The organism is Escherichia sp. R1 (assembly GCF_003000935.1).
GTDB lineage: Bacteria > Pseudomonadota > Gammaproteobacteria > Enterobacterales > Enterobacteriaceae > Escherichia > Escherichia coli.
Map to the genome: position 1 here is coordinate 69,466 of NZ_PSRU01000021.1, position 23,249 is coordinate 92,714.

The window sequence follows — 23,249 nt, forward strand, 5'->3', positions numbered from 1 at the left end:
CCGCCAATTATGGATGTGTAAACATCTGGACGGCTAAATACTAAAAATTCCATAAGGGGCATATAATGACAATTCTTAATCACACCCTCGGTTTCCCTCGCGTTGGCCTGCGTCGCGAGCTGAAAAAAGCGCAAGAGAGTTATTGGGCGGGGAACTCCACGCGTGAAGAACTGCTGGCGGTAGGGCGTGAATTGCGTGCTCGTCACTGGGATCAACAAAAGCAAGCGGGTATCGACCTGCTGCCGGTGGGCGATTTTGCCTGGTACGATCATGTCCTGACCACCAGCCTGCTGCTGGGTAACGTTCCGGCGCGTCACCAGAACAAAGATGGTTCGGTAGATATCGACACCCTGTTCCGTATTGGTCGTGGACGTGCACCGACTGGCGAACCTGCGGCGGCAGCGGAAATGACCAAATGGTTTAACACCAACTATCACTACATGGTGCCGGAGTTCGTTAAAGGCCAACAGTTCAAACTGACCTGGACGCAGTTGCTGGAGGAAGTGGACGAGGCGCTGGCGCTGGGCCACAAGGTGAAACCTGTGCTGCTGGGGCCGATTACCTACCTGTGGCTGGGTAAAGTGAAAGGTGAACAGTTTGACCGCCTTAGCCTGCTGAACGACATTCTGCCGGTTTATCAGCAAGTGCTGGCAGAACTGGCGAAACGCGGCATTGAGTGGGTACAGATCGACGAACCCGCGCTGGTTCTGGAACTGCCGCAGGCGTGGCTGGATGCGTACAAACCCGCTTACGATGCTCTGCAGGGGCAGGTGAAACTGCTGCTGACTACCTATTTTGAAGGCGTAACGCCAAACCTCGACACGATTACTGCGCTGCCTGTTCAGGGTCTGCATGTCGATCTCGTACATGGTAAAGATGACGTTGCTGAACTGCACAAGCGTCTGCCTTCTGACTGGCTGCTGTCTGCGGGTCTTATCAATGGTCGTAACGTCTGGCGCGCCGATCTTACCGAGAAATATGCGCAAATTAAGGACATTGTCGGCAAACGCGATTTGTGGGTGGCATCTTCCTGCTCGTTGCTGCACAGCCCCATCGACCTGAGCGTGGAAACGCGTCTTGATGCAGAAGTGAAAAGCTGGTTTGCCTTCGCCCTGCAAAAATGTCATGAACTGGCATTGCTGCGCGATGCGCTGAACAGTGGTGATACGGCAGCTCTGGCAGAGTGGAGCGCTCCGATTCAGGCGCGTCGTCACTCTACTCGTGTACATAATCCGGCAGTAGAAAAGCGTCTGGCGGCGATCACCGCTCAGGACAGTCAGCGTGCGAATGTCTATGAAGTGCGTGCTGAAGCCCAGCGTGCGCGTTTTAAACTGCCCGCGTGGCCGACCACCACGATTGGTTCCTTCCCGCAAACCACGGAGATTCGTACCCTGCGTCTGGATTTCAAAAAGGGTAATCTCGACGCCAATAACTACCGTACGGGCATTGCGGAACATATCAAGCAGGCCATTGTTGAGCAGGAACGTTTGGGACTGGATGTGCTGGTACATGGCGAGGCCGAGCGTAATGACATGGTGGAATACTTTGGCGAGCACCTCGACGGGTTTGTCTTTACGCAAAACGGTTGGGTACAGAGCTACGGTTCCCGCTGCGTGAAGCCACCGATTGTTATTGGTGACGTTAGTCGTCCGGCGCCGATTACCGTGGAGTGGGCAAAATATGCGCAATCCCTGACTGATAAACCGGTGAAAGGGATGTTGACCGGCCCGGTGACTATTCTCTGCTGGTCGTTCCCGCGTGAAGATGTCAGCCGTGAAACCATCGCCAAACAAATTGCGCTGGCGCTGCGTGATGAAGTCGCGGACCTGGAAGCCGCTGGAATTGGCATCATTCAGATTGACGAACCGGCATTGCGCGAAGGTTTACCACTGCGTCGCAGCGACTGGGATGCCTATCTCCAGTGGGGCGTGGAGGCTTTCCGTATCAACGCCGCCGTGGCGAAAGATGACACACAAATCCACACTCACATGTGTTACTGCGAGTTCAACGACATCATGGATTCGATTGCGGCGTTGGACGCAGACGTCATCACCATCGAAACCTCGCGTTCCGACATGGAGTTGCTGGAGTCGTTTGAAGAGTTTGATTATCCAAATGAAATCGGTCCTGGCGTCTATGACATTCACTCGCCAAATGTACCGAGCGTGGAATGGATTGAAGCCTTGCTGAAGAAAGCGGCAAAACGCATTCCGGCAGAGCGTCTGTGGGTCAACCCGGACTGTGGCCTGAAAACGCGCGGCTGGCCAGAAACCCGCGCGGCACTGGCGAACATGGTGCAGGCGGCGCAGAATTTGCGTCGGGGATGATGAGTATTAACGAGTCATTGTAAATTGCAGTACGATAATGGCTTCCAGTACTGGAAGCCATTTTGCATGAGTGCCAGATTGAAGCAGATCTTCAGGAGTAGAAATAACCGAATCGTTTTTTTCGCAAAACACAGTTTTGAGTGATTCCGTTCAGTAATCAACGCTACGTTATTTATTCTCACGTTGCACGAGATTGTATCCCTTTTCACTAACGTGGTAGTGAGGCATAGACTTATGCCCGCTATCCTCAATAATAACCAAACCTTCGTTAGCTAATTTGTTAACAATATTAACAACATTACCGAATCCTGGTATTTGCCTTATGGATAGTGTGCGATCGAGATTCATCCAGTTCCAGTTTATATCTTTCTCAGTCATAACGTTCAGCACGTTAAGTTCATTTTTAGTGATCACGATATTCTGTACCAAAATTGATGAGTATCTTATTGAAAGATCACAATGTAAATCATGCTCCTGTAATGGCTGGATCAGAAGAGGTTGTCTTGTTGTTCTTTGATAAGATTCAATCCATATTGAGAAACTCTGTAGCGTGGTTTAGAGTTGCCCTCACCATTTACGATATCAACCAACCCATGATTAACCAGCTTTGTTACGATATTCGCTACGTTGCCAAATCCTGGAATATTTCGTATAGCTAAAGTACGATCCAGCACCATCCAGCTCCAGTCAATATCTTTCTCAGCCATAACTTTCAGCACGTTAAATTCAACTATCGTAATCGTCATTTTTTTGCATCCGGATGAAATAAGTCAGTATCTTTAATTTTAAAGTCTTCTAGAGTTGCAGTATGTGCATTATTCCATAATTCATATCCATCTAAACCATTCGGTTCACCTGTTTCCCATCCTAAATTACAATAACGCTGATACTCGCGGCATTCATGAGTATAGTAGTTCAGATCGTATTTTTCAGGAAGCAATTCTTTATTTGCTATTTTTTTTAGCCTTGAAATCATTACATCATTAGCTGGATCATGATCAAATCTGGAGATATGCTTTTCAACAATAGCGATACCTTCCCTATTGATTGTTACGCCATCTATCGTCAGGTTTTCTATTGGACCACCGGCAAGGTCGGGATTAAATGGTCTTCCTGATACTGCTCCTCTGGCTCCGAAATGCTCAAATGATTCCAAATCAGGGAATCTCATTCTTCCCAGAACAACTCCAGCAACTATTGAAGCACCAGCGATGAGCAACCCTTTGTTATCCATAACTTGATCGTAACCAGCAGGTGCATCTCCTCCCAACTTGTTTGCTGTTTTCCTGAATCCTTCGATATTCCCATTGTATATGCCGCCAGCAGCAAGCAGTCTGCCAACCGCTTTACTATTGAGTGTTTTGAGGCCATTATTATCTTTAGTTTTTTGCCGTGGTATAAACAGACGGTTGTAGTTATCGGGAAATGCCAAATGACTAAATTCAGTATTAGCAATCAGATGCCTGGAGAGTATATATTCATAACTGACAGTGATGGTTTCTGTATCCAGATTGTTCTCAGTAAACAGGTGATTGATTGCTGATAAGAGCGCGCCGCGGAGTTGAATGTTGTAATATTTCTCCCATCGACCAAATCTATTGATCCGATAGAAGTCAAACTCCATGAACAACTGCTCGTTATTGTTAATAGCGTTAATAAGTAACGGGGAGCTTTTGTCAATCAACTTACAGAAACTAAGGCCATGTAATTGTGACCCTTTGCCTGTATTCGTAATACTATTAGATAGCGAGAACGCGAAGATTTCATCTTCATGGCCAATCTGCCAGCGATTACCTATTGATGCGCTCGTTCCGCAACGAGAGGAAATACATCCTTGTTGTTCTCCGGTTATGGTCAGGTAAATTTCATCACTCATCTTTGATGAACTCTCTTTATTGCTTGATGTTTTAAAAATAAACAATATTGCTATTTGTTTATGATTATTTACTCCTCAAGTTAATGGATTTAAATATGGGAAATAAAATGTTTCACTTTAGACCAGTTTTCATGAGGAAAATCTGTAATCATTAATAATAAACATGAATATTTTGCAGTGATTAATATTTGTTATGAATATAATCTATAACAATGAAGAGTTATCAGTTGTTCGGTGTATAGCCAGAGACGAGTTCAGTTTGTGATTTTTACAGGGCAGTTACAGCCGCAAAATTTTATGGCTGATTTCACCTTCCCCTCAAGCTTATCTTTCTTAAAAAGAGAAATAATTCTTAAATTCAAATAGTTATATACAATCTACTCTCTTTCTTGTGACTAGCTTCACATTTCATACTGATGCATTGGAATGAAATAAAATTTCATGAGATTTTGTGTTTGAGAAAAATTATTTCATGAGGTGTGAAATGGACGCAAAGCTGTACATCACTGAGATCATCAATGAATTAACCTTCGTTAAGGACTCTATCCGTGAGGATGACTGCACCAAATTGATCGACGCTATTCAGCAAAGCCAGCGCGTTTTCTGCTATGGCCTGGGACGTGCCGGCTTTTCCATGAAAGCCTTCACCATGCGCCTGATGCATATGGGAAAAGAGGTTTACTTCCTGACGGAAACCATTACGCCGAACTTTGGGCCTGGCGATCTGTTTATCGTTTCTTCCGCTTCCGGTGAGACAGCACAACTGGTGGCACTGGCGAAAAAAGCACGTCAGCTTGGCGGCGCTGTGGCGGTGTTAACCACGAATCGACACGCCACTATCACCGAGTTTGTCGATGTCATCGTGCAAATTAATGCCCCTTCCAAAAATCAAAAAGATTCTGTTTTCCGCTCGGCACAGCCGATGGCGTCGTTGTATGAGCAAGCTTTGCTGGTGATTGCCGATGCATTAGTGATGAAGATGGCTGCTGAAAGTGGTGCGCCGGAAAGTGAACTGTTTAAGCGCCACGCCAATCTGGAATAGTCGTCGCCGTTATTTGCTCGATACCCTACAGGAGAATAAAAATGAGCAAAAAAATAACATCCTTGTTTAACTTCAAGAAGTTGCAGAAATTTTCTTCTGCTCTGATGTTACCAATCGCCATTCTTCCGGCGGCGGGTTTGATTTTAGCCATCGGGATTTCATTTAACATTGAGCTGCTGGCGAATTGCGGCGGCCTGATTTTCGCCAACCTTCCTTTGCTGTTTTGTGTCGGTATTGTGATTGGCCTGACAGGTGATGGTTCTTCTTCACTTTCAGCGATTATCAGCTACATGATCATGAATGCCACGATGGGTACGCAACTTGGCATTACCGCGGAGTCCGTTGCAGCCAGTAACGGTGACTATGCGATGATCCTCGGGGTACCGACGTTACAAACGGGAGTGTTTGGCGGTTTGATTGTCGCCATCTTTGTTTATCTGCTCTATACCCGCTTCCACAATATTGAATTGCCTCAGTTTCTTGGTTTCTTCGGTGGAAAACGCTTTGTACCGATTATTACGGCGGTGGCGGCAATTATTGTCGGCTATTTATTGCCGTGGCTGTGGATACCGGTACAAAAAGGTCTGGCGTCGCTTTCAACGCTGGTGACCAGTGGGCATAACGCGAACTTCGCGGCCTTTATTTACGCCGTTGGCGAACGTTCGCTGATTCCTTTTGGCCTGCATCATATCTGGAACGTGCCGTTTTATTACAACTTTGGCGACTACATGGCTAAATCCGGGCAACTGGTGACGGGCGATATTCCGGTGTTCTTTGCCCAATTGCGCGACGGTGTTCCGTTGACGGCGGGGCTGTTTATGACAGGTCGTTTCCCGATCATGATGTTTGCGTTACCTGCCGCCGCGTTGGCGATGTATCAGGAAGCAAAACCTGAACGTAAGGCGCTGATTAAAGGCCTTTTACTCTCCGGTGCGCTGACCACATTTGTTACCGGGATTACGGAGCCGCTGGAATATGCATTTTTGTTTGCAGCTCCGGTTCTCTACATCATTCACATCTTCTTATATGCCACTTCATTTGTGCTGATGAACATCCTGAATGTGCACATTGGTCATCCTTTTGCTGGCGGTCTTATTGATTTCGTACTGAATGGCGTTATGCCAAACCGCACGCCGTGGTATCTGGTGTTCCTGGCAGGCGCGGGCTATGCAGCGATTTACTACACCGTATTTCGGGTACTGATCCGCAAGTTGAATCTGAAAACACCGGGACGTGAGGATGAAGAGATTGCCGTTGCAACCACATTAACGCGCGAAGAACGTCCATACCAAATCATCGAAGCAGTAGGTGGTTTCGACAATATCGAAGATGTGGATGCCTGCGCAACACGCCTGCGGCTGGCGCTGGTAGACGATAAGAAAGTGAATGAAAAACGGCTGAAGGAGTTGGGGGCTGCGGGTTTAGTGAAACTGGGTGATGGCGGTGTACAGGTGATATTTGGCGGCAAATCGCAAATCCTGCGCGACGAAATCAAAACCGTAATGAGCAGACCGCGCCCGACAGAAATGACAGTGGCCTGTGCTAACTAATTCGAGATTAGCGGGCTGGTTTCAGCCCGCCAGACAGAGAGAGCTGAAGTATGAATTCACAATTACTGGCTAATGCCATCCGAATGTTAAGTGTTGATGCGATCCAGAAAGCGAACTCCGGTCATCCGGGCGCGCCGATGGGGATGGCGGATATTGCCGAAGTGGTCTGGCGTCGTCACCTGCGTCATAACCCAAAAAATCCGCAGTGGTTTAACCGCGACCGCTATGTTCAGTCGAACGGTCATGGCTCCATGTTGATTTACGCTTTGCTGCATCTTACAGGCTATGACCTGTCGATGGATGATATTCGCGACTTTCGTCAGCTCCACTCCCGCACGCCGGGTCATCCAGAATATGGTTATACGCCGGGTGTTGAAACCACCACCGGCCCGTTGGGGCAGGGCGTAGCTAATGCGGTGGGGATGGCGATTGCGGAGAAGGCGCTGGCGGCAGAATTTAACAAACCGGGCTTTAATATTGTTGATCATCACACATGGCTATTTTTGGGTGATGGCTGCCTGATGGAAGGGATCTCCCACGAGGCCTGTGGTCTTGCAGGAACGCTGAAGCTCGGCAATCTGATTGCTATCTGGGACGATAACGGTATTTCGATCGATGGTCACGTAGAAGGCAGGTTTGCTGAAGATACGGCTGCCCGTTTTCGTGCCTACGGCTGGCATGTCATTGAAGGCGTTGATGGTCACGATCCAGAAGAGGTAGATGCTGCGGTGCGTGAAGCGAAAAGCGTCACGGATAAGCCCAGTCTGCTGTGCTGCAAAACGATTATCGGTTTTGGTTCGCCAAATAAAGCCAACAGCCACGATTGCCACGGCTCGGCGCTGGGTGCAGATGAAGTGGCGCTGGTGCGTGAACGTCTGCAATGGTCGTATGCCCCTTTCGAAATTCCTGGTGAAATTTATGCCGAATGGGATGCGACCGAGAAAGGCGCGCAGGTTCAACAGGAATGGGATGCACTGTTTGCCGACTACGCGAAGCAGTGGCCGGAACTGGCGGCGGAGTTTACTCGTCGCATGAAGGGTGATTTGCCTGCTGGCTGGGTCGAGAATATGCAGAAATATGTGCACGATCTGCAATCCCATCCGGCGGCGCTGGCAACCCGTCAGGTTAGCCAGAAATGCCTCAATCACTTCGCAGATATGCTGCCGGAACTGATGGGCGGCTCGGCGGACTTGTCGCCCTCTAACCTGACTCGCCATCAGAAATCGGTTGATTTCACCGGAGAAAATCCGGCGGGGAATTACATCTCCTATGGCGTGCGTGAATTTGGTATGTCGGCCATCATGAACGGTCTTGCGCTGCATGGTGGGTTTATCCCTTACGGCGGTACTTTCCTGATGTTTATGGAATATGCGCGTAATGCACTGCGCATGGCGGCGCTGATGAAGATCCGCTCGGTGTTTGTTTATACCCACGATACCATCGGCCTGGGCGAAGACGGCCCGACACATCAGCCCGTTGAGCAACTGGCGTCGCTGCGTCTGACGCCGAATATGGAAACCTGGCGCGGTTGCGATCAGGTGGAAGTGGCGGTGGCCTGGCAACAGGCGATTGAGCGCAAAGATGGCCCAACGTCGTTGGTATTAACGCGCCAACCTCTGGCGCAACAGCCGCGCACCGCTGCACAGTTGGCAGAGATTGCACGTGGTGGTTATGTACTGAGTGATTGTGACGGTCAGCCTGAGATGATCCTCATTTCTGCGGGTTCAGAGATTGAGTTAGTGGTCAGCGCCGCAAAAGCGTTAACGGAAGAAGGGCGTAAAGTTCGCGTGGTTTCTATGCCGTGTACCGAGCGTTTCGATAATCAGGATGCGGCGTACAAAGAATCGGTATTGCCAAAAGCTGTACGCAAACGTCTGGCGGTAGAAGCCAGCATCGCCGGATTCTGGGAACGCTACGTCGGCCTGGACGGTAAAGTGATCGGCATGACGAGCTTTGGTGAGTCTGCTCCGGCGAATGTGTTGTTCAAACACTTTGGTTTTACGCCGGAAAATGTCCTGGCGCAGGCGCGTGAGCTACTGAACAGCTAAACCTGCACAAGGGGTGAAAGGATGACCTTTTACCCCTTGAAACGGGAGCCAAGAAACTCTTCACGGGTGCGGTATTTCTCGTAATGCGCCTTGTTTTTATACATAAACAACAGCACCAGCATATCAATAACGCCCATTGCCGGAACGCGAGTGGAGTCGAAGGCTTCAAAGAAGATTTTATCGCTGACCGCGGTATTGAGTTGATGGGTGGAGAGTTTTGATAACGGAGATTTAATATAGTTAGTGATACAAACGGATTTGGCACCGCGCTCTTTCACCACTTTAAAGATATCGACCATTAAGTTGGTGCTGCCAGAGTTAGAAATACCAATCGCCAGGTCGCGTTTCCCCATAGAATATGCCGCATTAATTTGCATTTCCGGGCTGACGTGAACAACGGTTTTTAATCCGAGTTGGCTGAATTTATAAGCACTATAAACGGCCAGTGGGTTTGAATTTCCGGCAGCAAAAAAGAAAATAGTATCGCAATTAGCAAGTAGTTTGAGAATGGACTCAAGCACGTCGGCATTAAAAAATTGCGTTGATTGTATTAAATCTTCGGCCTGTTTTTTTAATAAGAAGGTTGCCAAAGATGTTATATCGCTGAAGTCGGTATTTTCAGGATAGCTATTGTCAGGATTAATGACTTCTTTTGCTAATGCAATTTTTAAATGGTAATAACCCTGATAACCTAATTTCTTACAGGTGCGTACGATAGTCGCTTCACTGGCATGGCTTTTTTCTGATAGTTCAGTGACACTATAGTTCACGACTTCATGTGCGTGGCTAAGAATATAGTCAGCGACCTTTTTTTCCGCCTGATGCAGTGTAGGGTAATTGCTTTGAATCAGACTTTTTACGGTTATGTTATTCATAATTAGTAAATTTCATTCTGACAGAAAGTGCTGATTATAACATAGTTTTCAGGCGTGGATAGGTGTGAAAAAAATGAAGGTGTGCAGTGAACGTAATGATTAACAGGCCGGTTAATTTTCATGAATTACGTCAACTGCACAAAAATAATTTAAACGGGTGCTCTAATTAAAGCAAGACTTATATTTTTATCATTGTATTGTCAATTAAATACAAATCGTGTCATTAATTGTGGGTTTCTTAAATATTCTATGCACCACTGACAGGCTTTGCCCATACCATCGGAACGAGCGGCAAGAAATAACTTGGTGGCGTGTTTATGTTCGCGCATTGGCTTTTTAAGCAATTTACCGCTGTTCAATAACGGCAATGCCAGATGATGTGGAATATAACCAATACCGACGTTTTGTTCTATTAAGGCGATTGCCGTAGCGAAGTCAGGAACAAAAATGGGTTTTTGTCCTTCCAACAACCAGGCTTGCATCGGGGGGAAGTTAACGGAGGTATCGCGGATACAAACCGCTGGATAATGACGCAATTCACTGTTTTCTAATGGATGCCGCTTCGCTGCCAGTGGGTGGAGTGGGCTGACGACAAAATCCCATTCCATTTGTCCGACCGGTTCGCTAATGATGCCTTCACTGCTTGGTACTGCATGAGGAGCACCGTAGACCAGATCAGCACGCTTACTGTACAGCGCATCCCAGCAGCCGTTGTATACCTCAAGATCTACCGTCAGTGTTGTTGATGTGAATTGCCGTTCAAAATCTCGAATAAATGCCACCAGCAAATCACCAGGAATAATATTGTTTACCGCAATTGTCAGTTCACGCTCAATACCATCGTGAATCAGCACTGTGTTGCGCTTTAATGCTTCCAGGTCGCCAAGAATAGTTTTGCTATGTTCGATGAAGTAACTTCCCGCTGGCGATAATTCAATATAGCGTCCCTTACGAATGAACAGTTCAACGCCCAGGCTCTCTTCCGCTTTCTTGATGGTGTAACTGATGGCGGAAGGGACTTTATTTAACTGCTCGGCTGCGGTGGTAATGCTCTGGTGTCTGGCGACCAGATGAATAACACGAAGCGTTTCGTCTGAGATGAACATAAGGCTCCCTGGTCAGTGGTAAAGTGGCTGAATCTCTCCAGATTCAGCCGTAATCATTGCCTGAGTATACCCAGGAATTAGCGGTGTTGACTTGCCCGACTGAGAATCGCATACGCGATACATGCCACCAGAATCGAGTCTACCGAAGGGATCGTCGTCAGGGTGAATAAGCCTTTTACGGTCATAAAGCCAACCGCTGCGCCTATGATCCATGCTGCGAATGTCAGCACTTTAATCTGTGACTCCTGGGCTAACACTGACTCTTGATAGCCATTACGGCGATAAAGGAAAAAGTCAGCGATATAAATTCCGGCAACGGGTGGCGTGGCGATACCCAGGAACAGCAGAAACGGAATAAACCACGCCATAATATCCATACTGCCTACGATGGCGGAAAGGATACCCAGTGCCACGGTAATCTGCCATTTGGGAAAGCGGGTAAGCAGTGTGGAAACCACCAGCGTGCCCTGGAACATATTGCCCGCGTTACCGGTGACGCAGGCGAAAATCAACAACAGCGCCGCAGGCAGAACCGCACCGAATACCGCCATCGCACCCAGTAAAGATCCCTGACCACTAATGGCGCTCGGCGTTGCACCCGCCCAGTAGAGCAGAGGGTAGGCAACCAGAAACGTCACGCCTGCGGCAATCAGCGCATGTTTGCGGTTATGCACAAAACTACCGAAATCAGGCAGTGTGGCAACCAGCACAATAATGGTGCCAACAACGGTGGAAACGGCGACACCTGTATTCATCTCCACAATCGCCGCTGGTACTGCCACTTCGGTATGGGTTGCCACATAGAGGATGTAACACAGCACCAGCGCGATAACCGGCACGGCAACCTGGGCAATTTTTCCCAGAACGGTAAAGCCAAATGCCGTAGAGGCGACAAAAATGACACAGCCAGCCGCCACTAACAGTGCCAGTGGAACTTCCAGTCCATGTTGAGCCAGTAAGTCATGTACCGAATGACCAAACATATTGGCGGTAACGGCAATCCAGCCGAACAGACTTATCGCCATCAAAATGTTAATGGCGATGGCCCCTTTTTCGCCAAACGAATATTTCACAATGCCATACGTTGGCAGGCGGGCTTTTTCTCCCACGCTAATGGTGATGGCTGAAAGTAAGGTCAGAATGACGCCGCCTAACAATACGACGCTAATTAAACTGCTGCTGGAAAGTTGATTGCCGAGGCTTGAGGATGACAACAGTACAGGTGTGACGGCAATACCCAGCAAAATCATGGCAATACGCAATCCTGATGCCGTATTCAGATTCTCTTCTTTTTTACGCATAGTATGTTCCCTTTATAAATGCGCGTTACACAGTATGAAAATGCCCGGTGTATTTGCGCCAGCTACCCAGTTCTGTAATTTCCCGTTGGCCTTCGGTCAGCCAGTTTTCTGCCAGTACGCCCAGCACTTCGCTACCATCGGCAAGTTTGATTTTGCCAATTGCCAGCCCAGCGGGTTCGCTCATTAACAGAGCGGCAAAACTGGCCAGCGGTAATTGCCAAATTTCTACGTCGACGTGTGTTCCTCCTTCATTCACGCGAATCATTCCCGGATGGCGATCATTAATACTCCACAACCGGTAATGGGCGTCAGTTCGGTCTTCACGGACAAAAATACCGCCCGCTTTTTGCATATTTGGGTTGAGTTCCAGGCCGCGCATCAGCGTTCCGTTAACGGCTAAAAGCGTTGTAGTCATTGTGTTCTCCAGAGAATTAAAGGGTTATCCATGTACCGCTCTGATGCGCCAGGGCTGCTTTTATGGTTTGCGGTGAAGTAATCAGGCCGCTGGCCTGTTTGCCTTGTTGCTGGCTGGCATTGATGAAATCAACAATGGCTTCCACTTTGGGTTGCATACTGCCGACACCAAACTGACCTTCCCGCGACAGCGTTTGCGCTTCGGCAACGCTGATAGCGTCGAGCCACTGTTGTTGTGGTGTACCAAAGTTAATCGCCATTTTTTCTACACCGGTGGGGATCACCAGCAGATCTGCGCCTAACTGACTGGCGAGCAGCGCGGAGGCCAGATCTTTATCGATCACGGCTTCTACACCTTTCAGTTGTTGCCCGTCTCGCACCACCGGAATACCGCCGCCGCCGCAGGCAATAACCAGATATCCCTGGCGCACCAGGTGAGCGATGGTGTCGTGCTCAATAATTTCCAGTGGTGCAGGAGAGGGAACTGTACGCCGCCAACCACGCCCGGCGTCCTCCATCAGCGTCCAGCCGAGTTGTTGTTGGCGTTGTTGGGCCGTTGCTTCATCGAGAAACGCGCCAATTGGTTTGCTGGGGCTGGCGAAAGCATCGTCATGTGGGCTGACTCGCGTTTGTGTCACCAGGGCAATTACCGGTTTGTTTATGCCACGGCGAGCCAATTCGTTATGCAGCGCTTTCTGGAACATGTAGCCAATTGCACCTTGTGTATCACCCACAGCGTAATCAAGTGGAACCGGAGAAACTTCGTTACTGGCGAGTTCAGAGCGGCGCAGAATAAAGCCCACCTGCGGGCCATTACCGTGGGTTAGCACCAGGTCCCATCCGGCTTCAACCATATCAACGATATGTTGCACGCTTTCCATCACTGCAACATATTGATCGGGAATACTATTGCGTTGCTCGTCCTGAATGAGCGCATTGCCGCCAACCGCGACGACAGCCAGTGGCTTAACCATGATGGTTCTCCTTTACGACGATCTCCGCCAGTGCACGTACAGCGGCGACAAAACAGGCCATCGGCGCAGTGGTGATCCCGGCACCAATTTGCCCGACCCCCGCTTGTTTGTGGGCGATACCCGTATTGATGACCGGTAAAATGCCGCGATCGGTCACTTTACGCGCATCAATCCCTGCTGCGGTGGGGGCAAAATTGAGGGCTGGAAGTGTAAATGCGGGGTTACCGCCGAGGGTGATGGCTTGCATCCGACGGCTGTTATTGGTGGCATCGGCAGGGGTGCCTCCCACAAATTTGACGATCGCCGGAGACGACGCCATCGCGAAGCCACCCACACCTGCGGTTTCGGTAATTGCGCTATCACCCAGGTCAGCAGCAGCGTCGTCAACGCCAAATCCGGGGAAGAACAGACCTTCAACGGCATTGGCAGGAGCCTGGAACCAGCGATCGCCAGTACCGGAAAGCCGAATACCAAAATTCACCCCGTTACGCGCCATCACCGTAACCATTGAACTGAACGGTACATTGGCGGCGGCATCCATCATTGCTTTACAGGCAGCCATCGACAGATTGAGGAAGAAGTGATCGTTACCGGTGATAAATGCCACGACGCGCTGGATATGTTCCTGTGGAAGAGAGCAGGCCAGCAATGCCGGGAGCAGGCGCTTAATCAGCAAACCGGTAGCGGCAGCATTGCGGTTATGAACTTCATCCCCCATATGCAGCGCCTGCGCCATTAATGGCTTGAGTTCCAGCTCGCCGTGTTGTGCGATTGCTGCTTTCATTGCCGGCGCCAGTTCATCGCGCATCCAGGCCAGACGATTGAGAACTTCATCGTTATTGGCGCCAAAACGGAGAACCTTACCCAGACCTTCATTGAAATTGCTAAAAGTACGATGGCCGTTGGTTTTGTTTTCTACCACCCATAACGGCATCGACGGGCTGATGATGCCTGCCATTGGGCCAACCGCGTGATAATGATGACAAGGGGCAAGGTCGATTTCGCCTGCGTTTATCTGGTTTTCAGCGTCTTGCTGGCTGGTGGCCCAACCTTCGTACAGCATGGCACCAATAATCGCCCCTTTTACCGGACCACACATCTCTTCCCAGGCAATCGGCGGGCCAGAGTGCAAAATACGTTTTTGTTCAGCCATTGCTGGAATGGCCTCTTTAGCGAGCATGACATCTACCAGCACGGGCTGTGCTTCGAGATAACGTGTCATGGCGATTTGGTTGGCATTTTCTACCAGTGGATGACGTAGCAACGATGCCAGATCCAATCCAGCGTCAATATCGCCTTGTGCTGGTGGCTGCCAGTTGAGTGCAATTGCGCTTCCCCCGGCATGTTGAATATTGTCAGCAAAACTGTGTAGTCCCGCGTTCACGACCTTCAAAGGCTGATTAAATAAGGTATTCATACGTTTAGCCCCTTTTTCTGCAACTGAGTCTGTGCAACGGTGCTGGCCCATAGCGCCGCCTGTGCATTGCTGCTGGCGATGATGACCCCTGCATTTTGTAGTGCGCTTATCTGCTGACTGCGTATTTGCGGATCAGCTTCCGTTCCGCAAACGTGCGCAATCAGCAACGGTGCGTTATTCATGTCGATGTGTGAAAGTTGGTCCAGTAATTCGCTGGCAGGCGTCGTGGAAGCGCCATAACCAAGTACCAGGTCGAATAACACGACGGCAGTGTGTGAGTCGTTGAGTTCGTTGAGCAGACGTTGATTGCGCAGAGTTGGGTCGATCATTGGATGCGGTTTGCCACGGGTGAAATCATCGTCGCCCATATCGATCAACGTGTGATCTTCGCTTTGCCAGATATTTGCCAGAGCACGATTACCCGCAACTGGCGTATTGGAAGCTGCGCTGAATCCCTTTTGTTGGCAGATAAGTTGCGCTTCGTAGCAGAAGGTTCCTCCGGCGAAAACACCGCGTATCGCCTGGCGATGGGCTGGCAGGCGCTGGCAGGCGTTTTGTAACATTGTGAGATCGTCGCAGGGTACATCGGTTTCGACAGCCGGAAGTGGCTGAGCATTCAGTAACGCCACAGCGATGTCGGCGGCGCTGGCAAGTGTGGTGGCGGCAGTGATATTGGGACGTGCCAGATCATGCGGATTCGCCCCGAGGAAATTCACCACTACGGGTTTTCCACAAGCCTCGGCACGCTCCAGAATAGTCCGGGCAACGATCGGTGAAGGCGGTTTTGATATAAGCACAATCACGCGAGTTTCATCGTCTTGCGCCAGCGCATCTAAAGCGAAGAGCATCGATATTCCACCAATCTCTTCACTGAGATCATGTCCGCCTGTTCCCAACGCCTGAGAAATACCCGCTCCGAGCTGGTCGATTCGGCAAGTCACTTCCTGTAGCCCGGTGCCTGACGCGCCAATAACACCAATTGCTCCGCGTTTCACCACATTAGCGAAGCCTAACGGAATGCCGTTAACAATGGCGGTTCCACAGTCAGGTCCCATTACGATGCGCTGACGTTCTCGGGCAAGCGTTTTGATGGATTTTTCCTGCCCGATACTGACGTTATCGCTGAACATCATCACGTTCATTCCGAGGTTTAACGCTTTAATTGCTTCGGCGGCGGCGTAGTCTCCCGGTACAGAAATGAGTGCCAGGTTGGCTTCGGGTTCGGCTTCCAGTGCCATTTCCAGGCTGACCTTTTCCGGTGTTTTAATGCCACTATCCGTTTCATCATCGGGTTTACTGGTCAGACGTTGCTGGGCCAGTGCCAGTGCTTCATTGCAAATATCTTCTTCACCCATGACTGCAATCACTAAATCATTGGGACTGGCGTTGATTTCGTTACCCAGACCCGCATCGCGCAATTGTTCGAGATTATTGGGCGTTCCCATGACGACCGAGGCCTGTTGAATACCGGGCAACTTGCTGATTTGCGCGGAAATCTGCATCAGAGAAACTGAGTCCTGATAAAGATTACTGAAAACTTTATATTTAACTTTCATGCTGTTACGCCTGTTTCATTCCGCCCGATAGCAAAATTCGGGCAAAGCATCCCCGTGTAGCCCCATAAACGGGCTACGGGAGAAAAGGTTGAAATCAATTCATGGTGTTCAGGGTTCGAAAGCCATGCAGCATTCCTGCAAGGCAATCTACTCCTGACGTTGCGCCAAATTGCATGACCTGTTCTGCACAGGATGCGATTGTCATTGCCGATGCGCTCCCAACCAGTTGTGCGAGTAACTGGCAAATCGGTTCTGAAAAATGTCCCTGAAGCGCACGCTCCAGATAATGACGACTGATATCCGTGGTGTTGTGCGCATGTTGATCAATTGCCTGCTGCAACCGGTATTGATGATCGGCAAGTGGTGCAGGGAGTTGCCATAACCAGAGTGCTGCCAGATAGCCCAACAAATAGTCATCTCCATCGGGCGTTAAGCCTTTACCAAAGCCGATCAGTTGTGGCGCCTGGCGTTCCAGCGCATCTGGATGTTCCATAATCGCTAATCCCTGGTGCGTGAGACTATCCGGCAGGTGCAATGTGCTTTGAACGTTATGCTCCAGACAAAATAAAAGCCGTTGCGATGCCATCGTTGGGTAGTGCTGGAAAACCAAAGGGAATGCCTCAAGTGTCAGCATTCTCCCCACAAATGGCGACTGCCAGAGCGTTGCGTTATCGAGCGCCACACAAAATCGAGGTGTCCGCAGCAAGCCTGGGGTTAACTGAATGGGATCTGAATGGGCAATCTCTCTTCGCCAGTCCCAACATTCAGGTAGCCAGACTCTGGCAGCATCAGGGAGATTCAGATACGTTTGCGCACACAACAGAGTGATGAATGTTCCCGCGTCTGAATACAGATTTACCGCATGTTTAAAAGCGCTATGCAGACGTAAATCTTGCGTTTCATTCTGCGGGAAAAGATATCCCAACGACGATGCGCAAAGCGTAACCTGTACCATCGGCGTTAGCCTTCCAGACCTGCAATAATGGCTTTGGAATCAGTAACCCAACCGAAAATGGCACCTTGTGCTTTGATCATCTCGAGGGCGTATTTCTGGAATTCCGGGAAATAGGAGCCGACACAATCTTCCGGGATAATGCATTCATAGCCACGATCATTTGCTTCGCGCACGGTGGTGGTTACGCAAACTTCGGTTGTTACACCACAAACTATCAGCGTCTTGATACCGTGGTTTTGCAAAATCAGATGTAAGTCGGTTTGATAAAACGCGCCTTTGCCAGGCTTATCAATCACCGGTTCGCCTGCCACCGGGTACAGTTCAGGAATGATGTCATGACCTGCTTCACCTCTGACCAGAATGCGTCCCATCGGTCCTGGTTCACCAATAAAGGTTTTTCCGCCGCGCGTCAGTTTGGCTGGCGGGCAGTCGCTTAAGTCTGCACGATGGCCTTCACGAGTATGAATAACCATAGTTCCTTTTTGACGTGCGGCTGCCAGCACCTCTGTACATGGTGCGATAGCCGTGCGTACCAGTGAAACATCATTGCCCAGAGCCTCACCGAAGCCCCCTGCTTCGACAAAGTCACGCTGCATGTCGATCATGACCAGTGCAGTTGTGCGCGGATCAAAAGGTAATTCAAAGGGTTGAGCCTGAAAAATGGATTGCGTCATGGTAAATCTCCTGTCTGATGTTTAAACGATCCAGTTGTTCTGAGAACGAGTATTCAGGAGAAAAGCGACACAAAACAGGAAAAAAGTTTGCCGCACAGCAACGAAATTTTTGCATTCAGCAGGTGGTGTGATGACGAATGTGAAGGGAGTCAAAGAGTGGCATACAGCAACAAATTTTTTGATGCTGTATGGTTTTGAGATTAAAAAAATCGTTGAAATTGTGTGAGCTTAATCATCAGATTTAGCGACTATGGCGTTACTTTTTAACACCATACTGTGTAAACCATTCCAACATTCGCTGCCAGCCGTCTTTCGCAGATTCGGCATGATAGCTCGGGCGATAATCGGCGTTGAACGCATGCCCTGCATCCGGGTACACGATAATCTCTGCTTTCGCATTAGCAGCCCGCAGCGCCTGGCGCATGGTTTCAACGCTCTCCTGCGGAATGCTGTTATCCTGACCACCATATAAGCCGAGAACCGGAGCGTTAAGATCGGTTGCGATATCAACAGGTTGTTTCGGTGAATTCAGCGACTTATCGCCCGTCAGTTTGCCGTACCACGCCACTGCGGCTTTTAGCTGTGGATTATGCGCGGCATACAGCCAGGTGATACGTCCACCCCAGCAGAATCCGGTGATCATTAAACGATGAACATCGCCGCCGTTGCGGGAAGCCCAACTGGCGACATGATCGAGATCGGCCAGCACCTGCGAGTCAGGCACTTTTGCTACCAGACCGCTAAGCAACGTGGGGATATCGGCAAAATCATTCGGATCGCCTTCGCGGAAGTAAAGTTCAGGTGCGATAGCCAGATACCCCTCCAGCGCCAGACGGCGACAAATGTCGCGGATATGTTCATGCACGCCAAAAATTTCCTGCACTACAATGACCACTGGCAGTGGGCCATCGCTTTGCTTTGGTCTGGCATGGTAAGCAGGCATGTTATCCCCTTGTGAAGGGATAGAGGTGAAGCCCGCCACAATCGCGTCGTCCGGAGTCTGAACGATGGTCGAAGCGAGAGGCGATGCAGCAGGTGCAAATCCAGATTGTTGTGTTGTTGCCATGGTATTCTCCGTACCCTTATAAAAATGTTGCGCAATGTTAACTATAGTCAGCATGCAACAAATCACATTGCCTGAATCGGCTCATCTTTTATGCAGTCCTGCAGAATGAAGAGTGATTTATGTGATTTGCATCACTTTTGGCGGGTAAATTTATGCAACGCATTTTCGTCATGGTGATGAGTATCACGAAAAAATGTTAAACCCTTCGGTAAAGTGTCTTTTTGCTTCTTCTGACTAAACCGATTCACAGAGGAGTTGTATATGTCCAAGTCTGATGTTTTTCATCTCGGCCTCACTAAAAACGATTTACAAGGGGCTACGCTTGCCATCGTCCCTGGCGACCCGGATCGTGTGGAAAAGATCGCCGCGCTGATGGATAAGCCGGTTAAGCTGGCATCTCACCGCGAATTCACCACCTGGCGTGCAGAGCTGGATGGTAAACCTGTTATCGTCTGCTCTACCGGTATCGGCGGCCCGTCTACCTCTATTGCTGTTGAAGAGCTGGCACAGCTGGGCATTCGCACCTTCCTGCGTATCGGTACAACGGGCGCTATTCAGCCGCATATTAATGTGGGTGATGTCCTGGTTACCACGGCGTCTGTTCGTCTGGATGGTGCGAGCCTGCACTTCGCACCGCTGGAATTCCCGGCTGTCGCTGATTTCGAATGTACGACTGCGCTGGTTGAAGCTGCGAAATCCATTGGCGCGACGACTCACGTTGGCGTGACAGCTTCTTCTGATACCTTCTACCCAGGTCAGGAACGTTACGATACTTACTCTGGTCGTGTTGTGCGCCACTTTAAAGGCTCGATGGAAGAGTGGCAGGCGATGGGTGTAATGAACTATGAAATGGAATCTGCAACCCTGCTGACCATGTGTGCAAGTCAGGGCCTGCGCGCGGGTATGGTGGCGGGCGTTATCGTTAACCGCACCCAGCAAGAGATCCCGAATGCTGAGACGATGAAACAAACCGAAAGCCATGCGGTGAAAATCGTGGTGGAAGCGGCGCGTCGTCTGCTGAAATAAAAAAACGCTCCCCAACTTCGGGGAGCGATATCAGTTATTGACGCCGTAAACGCATTATTTTGCGGATTATTGGCGTCAGTAGCGTAAAGGCGGCCAGAGTCAGCAATGCCAGAGTGATCGGTCGGGTATACAGAAAGTCGAGTGACCCACCAGAAAGCGACAGCGCACGGCGAAAATTACTTTCCGCCATTGGCCCCATAATCAATGCCAGCACTACGGGTGATGCCGGATATCCTCCTTTCTGCATGAAATAGCCCACCACGCCTGCAATCAGCATAATGCCAACATCAAAAAGGCTATTGTTCAACGCATAAGTCCCGACCACACAAAGTGCGAGGATCATCGGTGTGAGAATATTGCCGGGAATTTTCACCACATTACCGATGACTTTCAAAGAGAGCAGTCCAAGAACTAGTAGCATGAAGTAACAGAAGATCATGCCGACAAACAGCGTATAAACCATATCACCGTGGTCGGTAAACATCAGCGGGCCTGGTTGCATTCCCTGTAACGTTAACGCGCCCAGCATGATGGCGGTTACCGCATCGCCAGGGATCCCCAGCGTCAGCATAGGTAACAATGCGCCACCGGTGCAGCCATTCGCGCCTGCCTCACAGGAGGCCACAGCTTTAATTTCACCCTTACCAAAGTTTTCTGGTGTCTTACTGAAACGACGAGTTTCGTTATAGGCAACAAAAGCTGCAATATCCGCCCCCGCACCGGGGATCATGCCGATAAAAACCCCTAATCCTGATGAGCGCAAAATGGTTAATGCAATGCGGCGTAGTGTTTGCCAGGGCAGTAACAGACTGCCGATAGCCACCTTCGCGCCCTGACGAATTTGCTGGTTTTGCTCCATAGAGCGAAATGCTTCTGAAGCAGCAAATAAACCAATCATCACCGGGATAAATGGCACATTCATCAGCTCCACAAATCCACCTGTAAACCGTGGAAAACCGCCCATTGGATCAAGGCCTATCGTTGCGATCAGCAATCCGCCAACCCCGGCAATCAGCCCTTTAATCAGTGACTCACCGGAAATACTGGCAATAATGCTCAGTCCGAAGGTTGCCAGGGCGAAGGACTCCGAGGCACTAAATTTCAGCGCCCAACTGGCAAGTACCGGAGAGAGAAACATCAGCACGATAATGCTGAGCGTTCCGCCACTAAAGGAAGAGAACGTGGCGGCACTCAATGCCAGCCCTGCTTTTCCCTGTTTCGTCAGCTCATAACCATCAATAGCGGTGGCTGCGGCGGCAGGCGTTCCGGGAATTTTGAGCAAAATTGCGGTGATAGAACCACCGTAGACGCCACCAAAAAAGACGCCGCAAATCATCAACAAGCCAGAAACAGGCTCCATGCCATAGGTGAAAGGCAGCAAAATCGCCACACCCATGGTCGCTGTCAGACCAGGCAAAGCGCCAATCACAATACCCAGCATCACCCCAAAAGTGGCAAACAGCAGCGCCTGAGGATTATTGAGTAATGTCGAAAAACCCTGAGTTAAAAGTTCACTTTCAAACATTGCTGGCCCCTGTTATTCGAAAAATGTGCCGACAGGCAATGGCACCTGTAACGCTTCGACAAACAGCAACCAGAGGATTGCCGTTAACAGCAGCGCAATACCCGGTGTGAGTACCCATCGCCTGTAGCCCATCAACGTCATAATGACGATGAGGAAAACAGGAGTAGTAATGAGATAACCGCAGTAGCTCATCGCCACAATATAAAACGCGGTTGCCGCAATTCCTGTTGCTGTTTTCCTGAATGCCGGTTTTTCCTGTGCGTTGGCGCAAGAGGCTGGTTTTGCCTGCAAAAGATCGCGTATCACCAGCAAGACAGCGAGCACAATCAGGGCACAGGCATAGAAGGTAGGGAAGGCACTTGCACCGGGATCCGTTTCAATGGCAGTTGCTGGAAAATCAGCGGCATTAATCATCACCGCGCCAGCAACCACACAAAGTAACAGCGCCACCACCATCGTTGATGAAAGGCGCTTGCGGTGCGGTACGGCGAGTTGAGCAACAGACTGTTTTGTGTTCATCAACCGTACCTCAGGTTTATTTTTTCAGGCTCAGGCGAGTCAGCAACTCGTCAAAGTACTTTTCCTGTTCGCTGATTTGGGTCTGGAAGCTGGCAGCGTCAAGCCATGCATAGTTGAGATTCAACTTTTGCAGTGCATCCTGGAATGCAGGCTCTTCAGCCGTCTCTTTTGCTGCCTTTGCCAGAACATCCACCACATCCTGCGGCGTTTTTTGCGACACAATCAGGCCGCGCCAGGTGCCGATGGAGAGATCAACGCCTTTCTCTTTTAACGTCGGGACGTCAGGCATGGTTTTCATTCGCTCATCCGCCATCACTACCAGTGTCTTCAGCTTGCCGCCATTCACATGGTTGATAACTTCTCCTGGGCTTACGGAAACCGCTTCAATGTGCCCACCTAACAGGCCTGTAATGGCAGGGGCTGCGCCGTCATACGGGACATGAGAAAACTTTGCGCCCGTTTTGTCTTCCAGTGCAGCTGCCGCCAGATGCCAGATAGCTCCGGTGCCTGAGTTACCAATGCGTACTTTTCCGGGATTCGCTTTGGCGTAAGTCATAAATTCTTCATAGCTATTCCACGGCGCATCGGCACGGACTGTGATAGCAGCCGGATCCGCATTCAGACGGGCAATGGGTTTAAAGTCGCTGGTTTTAAAACGCACCATTCCGAGGCTGGGAAGGGTGGTTAGTTCAACCGTGCCTAAACCAATTTTGTAACCGTTAGGGCGGGCAGCGGCGATTTCACTCAGGCCGATAGCACCGCCTCCGCCAGGTTTATTGATAACCCCGATGCTGACGGGTAAATGGTTTTTGGCGGCATCAGCAAAGGCACGGGCAACCAGATCCGTACCGCCTCCGGCAGCGTAGGGAACGACTAACTCGATCTGTTTGGTTGGGTAGGAGGCAGCCTGTACAGGCGCAATGCTGAGGGCAGCGCCTGCAAGAAGTACCATTGCAGCCATTTTTTTCGGTAAGGTAAGATGTTTTATCATTGCTTTT

General features: G+C 49.9%; 21 protein-coding genes. 5 read left to right on the forward strand and 16 right to left on the reverse strand.

Annotated features, from left to right (window positions below; translation table 11 throughout):
* Positions 1-65: 65 nt before the first annotated feature.
* Positions 66-2,327 (forward strand): 5-methyltetrahydropteroyltriglutamate--homocysteine S-methyltransferase, encoded by a 2,262-nt coding sequence (metE, locus tag C4F37_RS22170; protein ID WP_001540223.1) that lies wholly within the window; start codon positions 66-68, stop codon positions 2,325-2,327.
* Positions 2,328-2,495: 168 nt separating this feature from the next.
* Here the strand turns inward: metE and C4F37_RS27955 are convergent, their stop codons facing one another.
* The 3 genes from C4F37_RS27955 to tssD all read right to left on the reverse strand — a co-directional run bounded on the left by C4F37_RS27955 (position 2,496) and on the right by tssD (position 4,203).
* Positions 2,496-2,741 (reverse strand): hypothetical protein, encoded by a 246-nt coding sequence (locus C4F37_RS27955; RefSeq protein WP_001298603.1) that lies wholly within the window; start codon positions 2,739-2,741, stop codon positions 2,496-2,498.
* 74 nt (positions 2,742-2,815) lie between these two features.
* The gene (locus C4F37_RS22180) at positions 2,816-3,073 is read right to left on the reverse strand and encodes a hypothetical protein (protein ID WP_000156431.1); all 258 of its coding nucleotides are present in this window, start codon (positions 3,071-3,073) and stop codon (positions 2,816-2,818) included.
* Positions 3,070-4,203: a type VI secretion system tube protein TssD gene (gene tssD, locus C4F37_RS22185; RefSeq protein WP_001540226.1), complete on the reverse strand. Its 1,134-nt coding sequence runs from the start codon at positions 4,201-4,203 to the stop codon at positions 3,070-3,072. Before tssD ends, C4F37_RS22180 begins: the two co-directional genes overlap by 4 nt.
* Before the next feature lie 484 nt (positions 4,204-4,687).
* Between tssD and hxlB the strand changes: the two genes are divergently transcribed.
* From hxlB to tkt, 3 genes are read left to right on the forward strand one after another with little or no spacing between them, the layout of a single operon-like run.
* Positions 4,688-5,245, forward strand: a complete 558-nt coding sequence (gene hxlB / locus C4F37_RS22190; RefSeq protein WP_000339042.1) for a 6-phospho-3-hexuloisomerase — start codon at positions 4,688-4,690, stop codon at positions 5,243-5,245.
* Positions 5,246-5,286: 41 nt separating this feature from the next.
* Positions 5,287-6,795 carry a glucose-specific PTS transporter subunit IIBC gene (gene ptsG / locus C4F37_RS22195; protein ID WP_000037970.1) on the forward strand — a complete coding sequence of 503 codons (1,509 nt, stop codon included), beginning with the start codon at positions 5,287-5,289 and terminating at the stop codon, positions 6,793-6,795.
* A gap of 50 nt (positions 6,796-6,845) precedes the next feature.
* Positions 6,846-8,843 (forward strand): transketolase, encoded by a 1,998-nt coding sequence (gene tkt / locus C4F37_RS22200; protein ID WP_001774090.1) that lies wholly within the window; start codon positions 6,846-6,848, stop codon positions 8,841-8,843.
* A 29-nt stretch (positions 8,844-8,872) separates the two neighbouring features.
* On the opposite strand, the gene C4F37_RS22205 is transcribed toward tkt, so the two are convergent.
* The 10 genes from C4F37_RS22205 to C4F37_RS22250 form a co-directional block, all read right to left on the reverse strand.
* On the reverse strand, positions 8,873-9,718 hold the full coding sequence (locus tag C4F37_RS22205; protein WP_001060029.1) for a MurR/RpiR family transcriptional regulator: 846 nt from the start codon (positions 9,716-9,718) through the stop codon (positions 8,873-8,875).
* A 200-nt stretch (positions 9,719-9,918) separates the two neighbouring features.
* Positions 9,919-10,824, reverse strand: a complete 906-nt coding sequence (locus tag C4F37_RS22210; protein ID WP_000470719.1) for a LysR substrate-binding domain-containing protein — start codon at positions 10,822-10,824, stop codon at positions 9,919-9,921.
* Between the two features lie 77 nt (positions 10,825-10,901).
* Positions 10,902-12,125 carry a cytosine permease gene (locus tag C4F37_RS22215; RefSeq protein WP_001227362.1) on the reverse strand — a complete coding sequence of 408 codons (1,224 nt, stop codon included), beginning with the start codon at positions 12,123-12,125 and terminating at the stop codon, positions 10,902-10,904.
* Positions 12,126-12,150: 25 nt separating this feature from the next.
* Positions 12,151-12,540 carry an allophanate hydrolase-related protein gene (locus tag C4F37_RS22220; protein WP_000214035.1) on the reverse strand — a complete coding sequence of 130 codons (390 nt, stop codon included), beginning with the start codon at positions 12,538-12,540 and terminating at the stop codon, positions 12,151-12,153.
* A gap of 16 nt (positions 12,541-12,556) precedes the next feature.
* Positions 12,557-13,513: a carbamate kinase gene (gene arcC, locus C4F37_RS22225; protein ID WP_001540234.1), complete on the reverse strand. Its 957-nt coding sequence runs from the start codon at positions 13,511-13,513 to the stop codon at positions 12,557-12,559.
* Positions 13,506-14,930 carry a DUF1116 domain-containing protein gene (locus C4F37_RS22230; RefSeq protein ID WP_023150713.1) on the reverse strand — a complete coding sequence of 475 codons (1,425 nt, stop codon included), beginning with the start codon at positions 14,928-14,930 and terminating at the stop codon, positions 13,506-13,508. Before C4F37_RS22230 ends, arcC begins: the two co-directional genes overlap by 8 nt.
* A complete protein-coding gene (gene fdrA, locus C4F37_RS22235; protein ID WP_001540238.1) occupies positions 14,927-16,486 on the reverse strand; it encodes an acyl-CoA synthetase FdrA in 1,560 nt (519 codons plus the stop codon). Before fdrA ends, C4F37_RS22230 begins: the two co-directional genes overlap by 4 nt.
* Positions 16,487-16,580: 94 nt before the next feature.
* Positions 16,581-17,441 carry a DUF2877 domain-containing protein gene (locus C4F37_RS22240; protein ID WP_001540239.1) on the reverse strand — a complete coding sequence of 287 codons (861 nt, stop codon included), beginning with the start codon at positions 17,439-17,441 and terminating at the stop codon, positions 16,581-16,583.
* A gap of 5 nt (positions 17,442-17,446) precedes the next feature.
* Positions 17,447-18,115: a cysteine hydrolase family protein gene (locus C4F37_RS22245; protein WP_001540240.1), complete on the reverse strand. Its 669-nt coding sequence runs from the start codon at positions 18,113-18,115 to the stop codon at positions 17,447-17,449.
* Positions 18,116-18,371: 256 nt separating this feature from the next.
* The gene (locus C4F37_RS22250) at positions 18,372-19,181 is read right to left on the reverse strand and encodes a dienelactone hydrolase family protein (protein WP_001298606.1); all 810 of its coding nucleotides are present in this window, start codon (positions 19,179-19,181) and stop codon (positions 18,372-18,374) included.
* Between the two features lie 261 nt (positions 19,182-19,442).
* Between C4F37_RS22250 and udp the strand changes: the two genes are divergently transcribed.
* The gene (gene udp, locus C4F37_RS22255) at positions 19,443-20,207 is read left to right on the forward strand and encodes a uridine phosphorylase (RefSeq protein ID WP_000045178.1); all 765 of its coding nucleotides are present in this window, start codon (positions 19,443-19,445) and stop codon (positions 20,205-20,207) included.
* Positions 20,208-20,241: 34 nt separating this feature from the next.
* Here udp and C4F37_RS22260 read toward each other — a convergent pair whose 3' ends face one another.
* The 3 genes from C4F37_RS22260 to C4F37_RS22270 are packed head-to-tail and all read right to left on the reverse strand — an operon-like array spanning position 20,242 to position 23,242.
* Positions 20,242-21,732: a tripartite tricarboxylate transporter permease gene (locus C4F37_RS22260; protein WP_000463026.1), complete on the reverse strand. Its 1,491-nt coding sequence runs from the start codon at positions 21,730-21,732 to the stop codon at positions 20,242-20,244.
* A gap of 12 nt (positions 21,733-21,744) precedes the next feature.
* Positions 21,745-22,251, reverse strand: a complete 507-nt coding sequence (locus C4F37_RS22265) for a tripartite tricarboxylate transporter TctB family protein (protein WP_001093393.1) — start codon at positions 22,249-22,251, stop codon at positions 21,745-21,747.
* Between the two features lie 16 nt (positions 22,252-22,267).
* Positions 22,268-23,242: a Bug family tripartite tricarboxylate transporter substrate binding protein gene (locus C4F37_RS22270; RefSeq protein ID WP_001540244.1), complete on the reverse strand. Its 975-nt coding sequence runs from the start codon at positions 23,240-23,242 to the stop codon at positions 22,268-22,270.
* Positions 23,243-23,249: the final 7 nt, after the last annotated feature.

Excerpts from the sequence above, each read along its gene's own strand:
- metE (WP_001540223.1), top strand. The coding sequence starts at position 66 with ATGACAATTCTTAATCACACCCTCGGTTTCCCTCGCGTTGGCCTGCGT.
- C4F37_RS22180 (WP_000156431.1), bottom strand. The coding sequence starts at position 3,073 with ATGACGATTACGATAGTTGAATTTAACGTGCTGAAAGTTATGGCTGAG.
- tssD (WP_001540226.1), bottom strand. The coding sequence starts at position 4,203 with ATGAGTGATGAAATTTACCTGACCATAACCGGAGAACAACAAGGATGT.
- hxlB (WP_000339042.1), top strand. The coding sequence starts at position 4,688 with ATGGACGCAAAGCTGTACATCACTGAGATCATCAATGAATTAACCTTC.
- ptsG (WP_000037970.1), top strand. The coding sequence starts at position 5,287 with ATGAGCAAAAAAATAACATCCTTGTTTAACTTCAAGAAGTTGCAGAAA.
- tkt (WP_001774090.1), top strand. The coding sequence starts at position 6,846 with ATGAATTCACAATTACTGGCTAATGCCATCCGAATGTTAAGTGTTGAT.
- C4F37_RS22205 (WP_001060029.1), bottom strand. The coding sequence starts at position 9,718 with ATGAATAACATAACCGTAAAAAGTCTGATTCAAAGCAATTACCCTACA.
- C4F37_RS22210 (WP_000470719.1), bottom strand. The coding sequence starts at position 10,824 with ATGTTCATCTCAGACGAAACGCTTCGTGTTATTCATCTGGTCGCCAGA.
- C4F37_RS22215 (WP_001227362.1), bottom strand. The coding sequence starts at position 12,125 with ATGCGTAAAAAAGAAGAGAATCTGAATACGGCATCAGGATTGCGTATT.
- C4F37_RS22220 (WP_000214035.1), bottom strand. The coding sequence starts at position 12,540 with ATGACTACAACGCTTTTAGCCGTTAACGGAACGCTGATGCGCGGCCTG.
- arcC (WP_001540234.1), bottom strand. The coding sequence starts at position 13,513 with ATGGTTAAGCCACTGGCTGTCGTCGCGGTTGGCGGCAATGCGCTCATT.
- C4F37_RS22230 (WP_023150713.1), bottom strand. The coding sequence starts at position 14,930 with ATGAATACCTTATTTAATCAGCCTTTGAAGGTCGTGAACGCGGGACTA.
- fdrA (WP_001540238.1), bottom strand. The coding sequence starts at position 16,486 with ATGAAAGTTAAATATAAAGTTTTCAGTAATCTTTATCAGGACTCAGTT.
- C4F37_RS22240 (WP_001540239.1), bottom strand. The coding sequence starts at position 17,441 with ATGGTACAGGTTACGCTTTGCGCATCGTCGTTGGGATATCTTTTCCCG.
- C4F37_RS22245 (WP_001540240.1), bottom strand. The coding sequence starts at position 18,115 with ATGACGCAATCCATTTTTCAGGCTCAACCCTTTGAATTACCTTTTGAT.
- C4F37_RS22250 (WP_001298606.1), bottom strand. The coding sequence starts at position 19,181 with ATGGCAACAACACAACAATCTGGATTTGCACCTGCTGCATCGCCTCTC.
- udp (WP_000045178.1), top strand. The coding sequence starts at position 19,443 with ATGTCCAAGTCTGATGTTTTTCATCTCGGCCTCACTAAAAACGATTTA.
- C4F37_RS22260 (WP_000463026.1), bottom strand. The coding sequence starts at position 21,732 with ATGTTTGAAAGTGAACTTTTAACTCAGGGTTTTTCGACATTACTCAAT.
- C4F37_RS22265 (WP_001093393.1), bottom strand. The coding sequence starts at position 22,251 with ATGAACACAAAACAGTCTGTTGCTCAACTCGCCGTACCGCACCGCAAG.
- C4F37_RS22270 (WP_001540244.1), bottom strand. The coding sequence starts at position 23,242 with ATGATAAAACATCTTACCTTACCGAAAAAAATGGCTGCAATGGTACTT.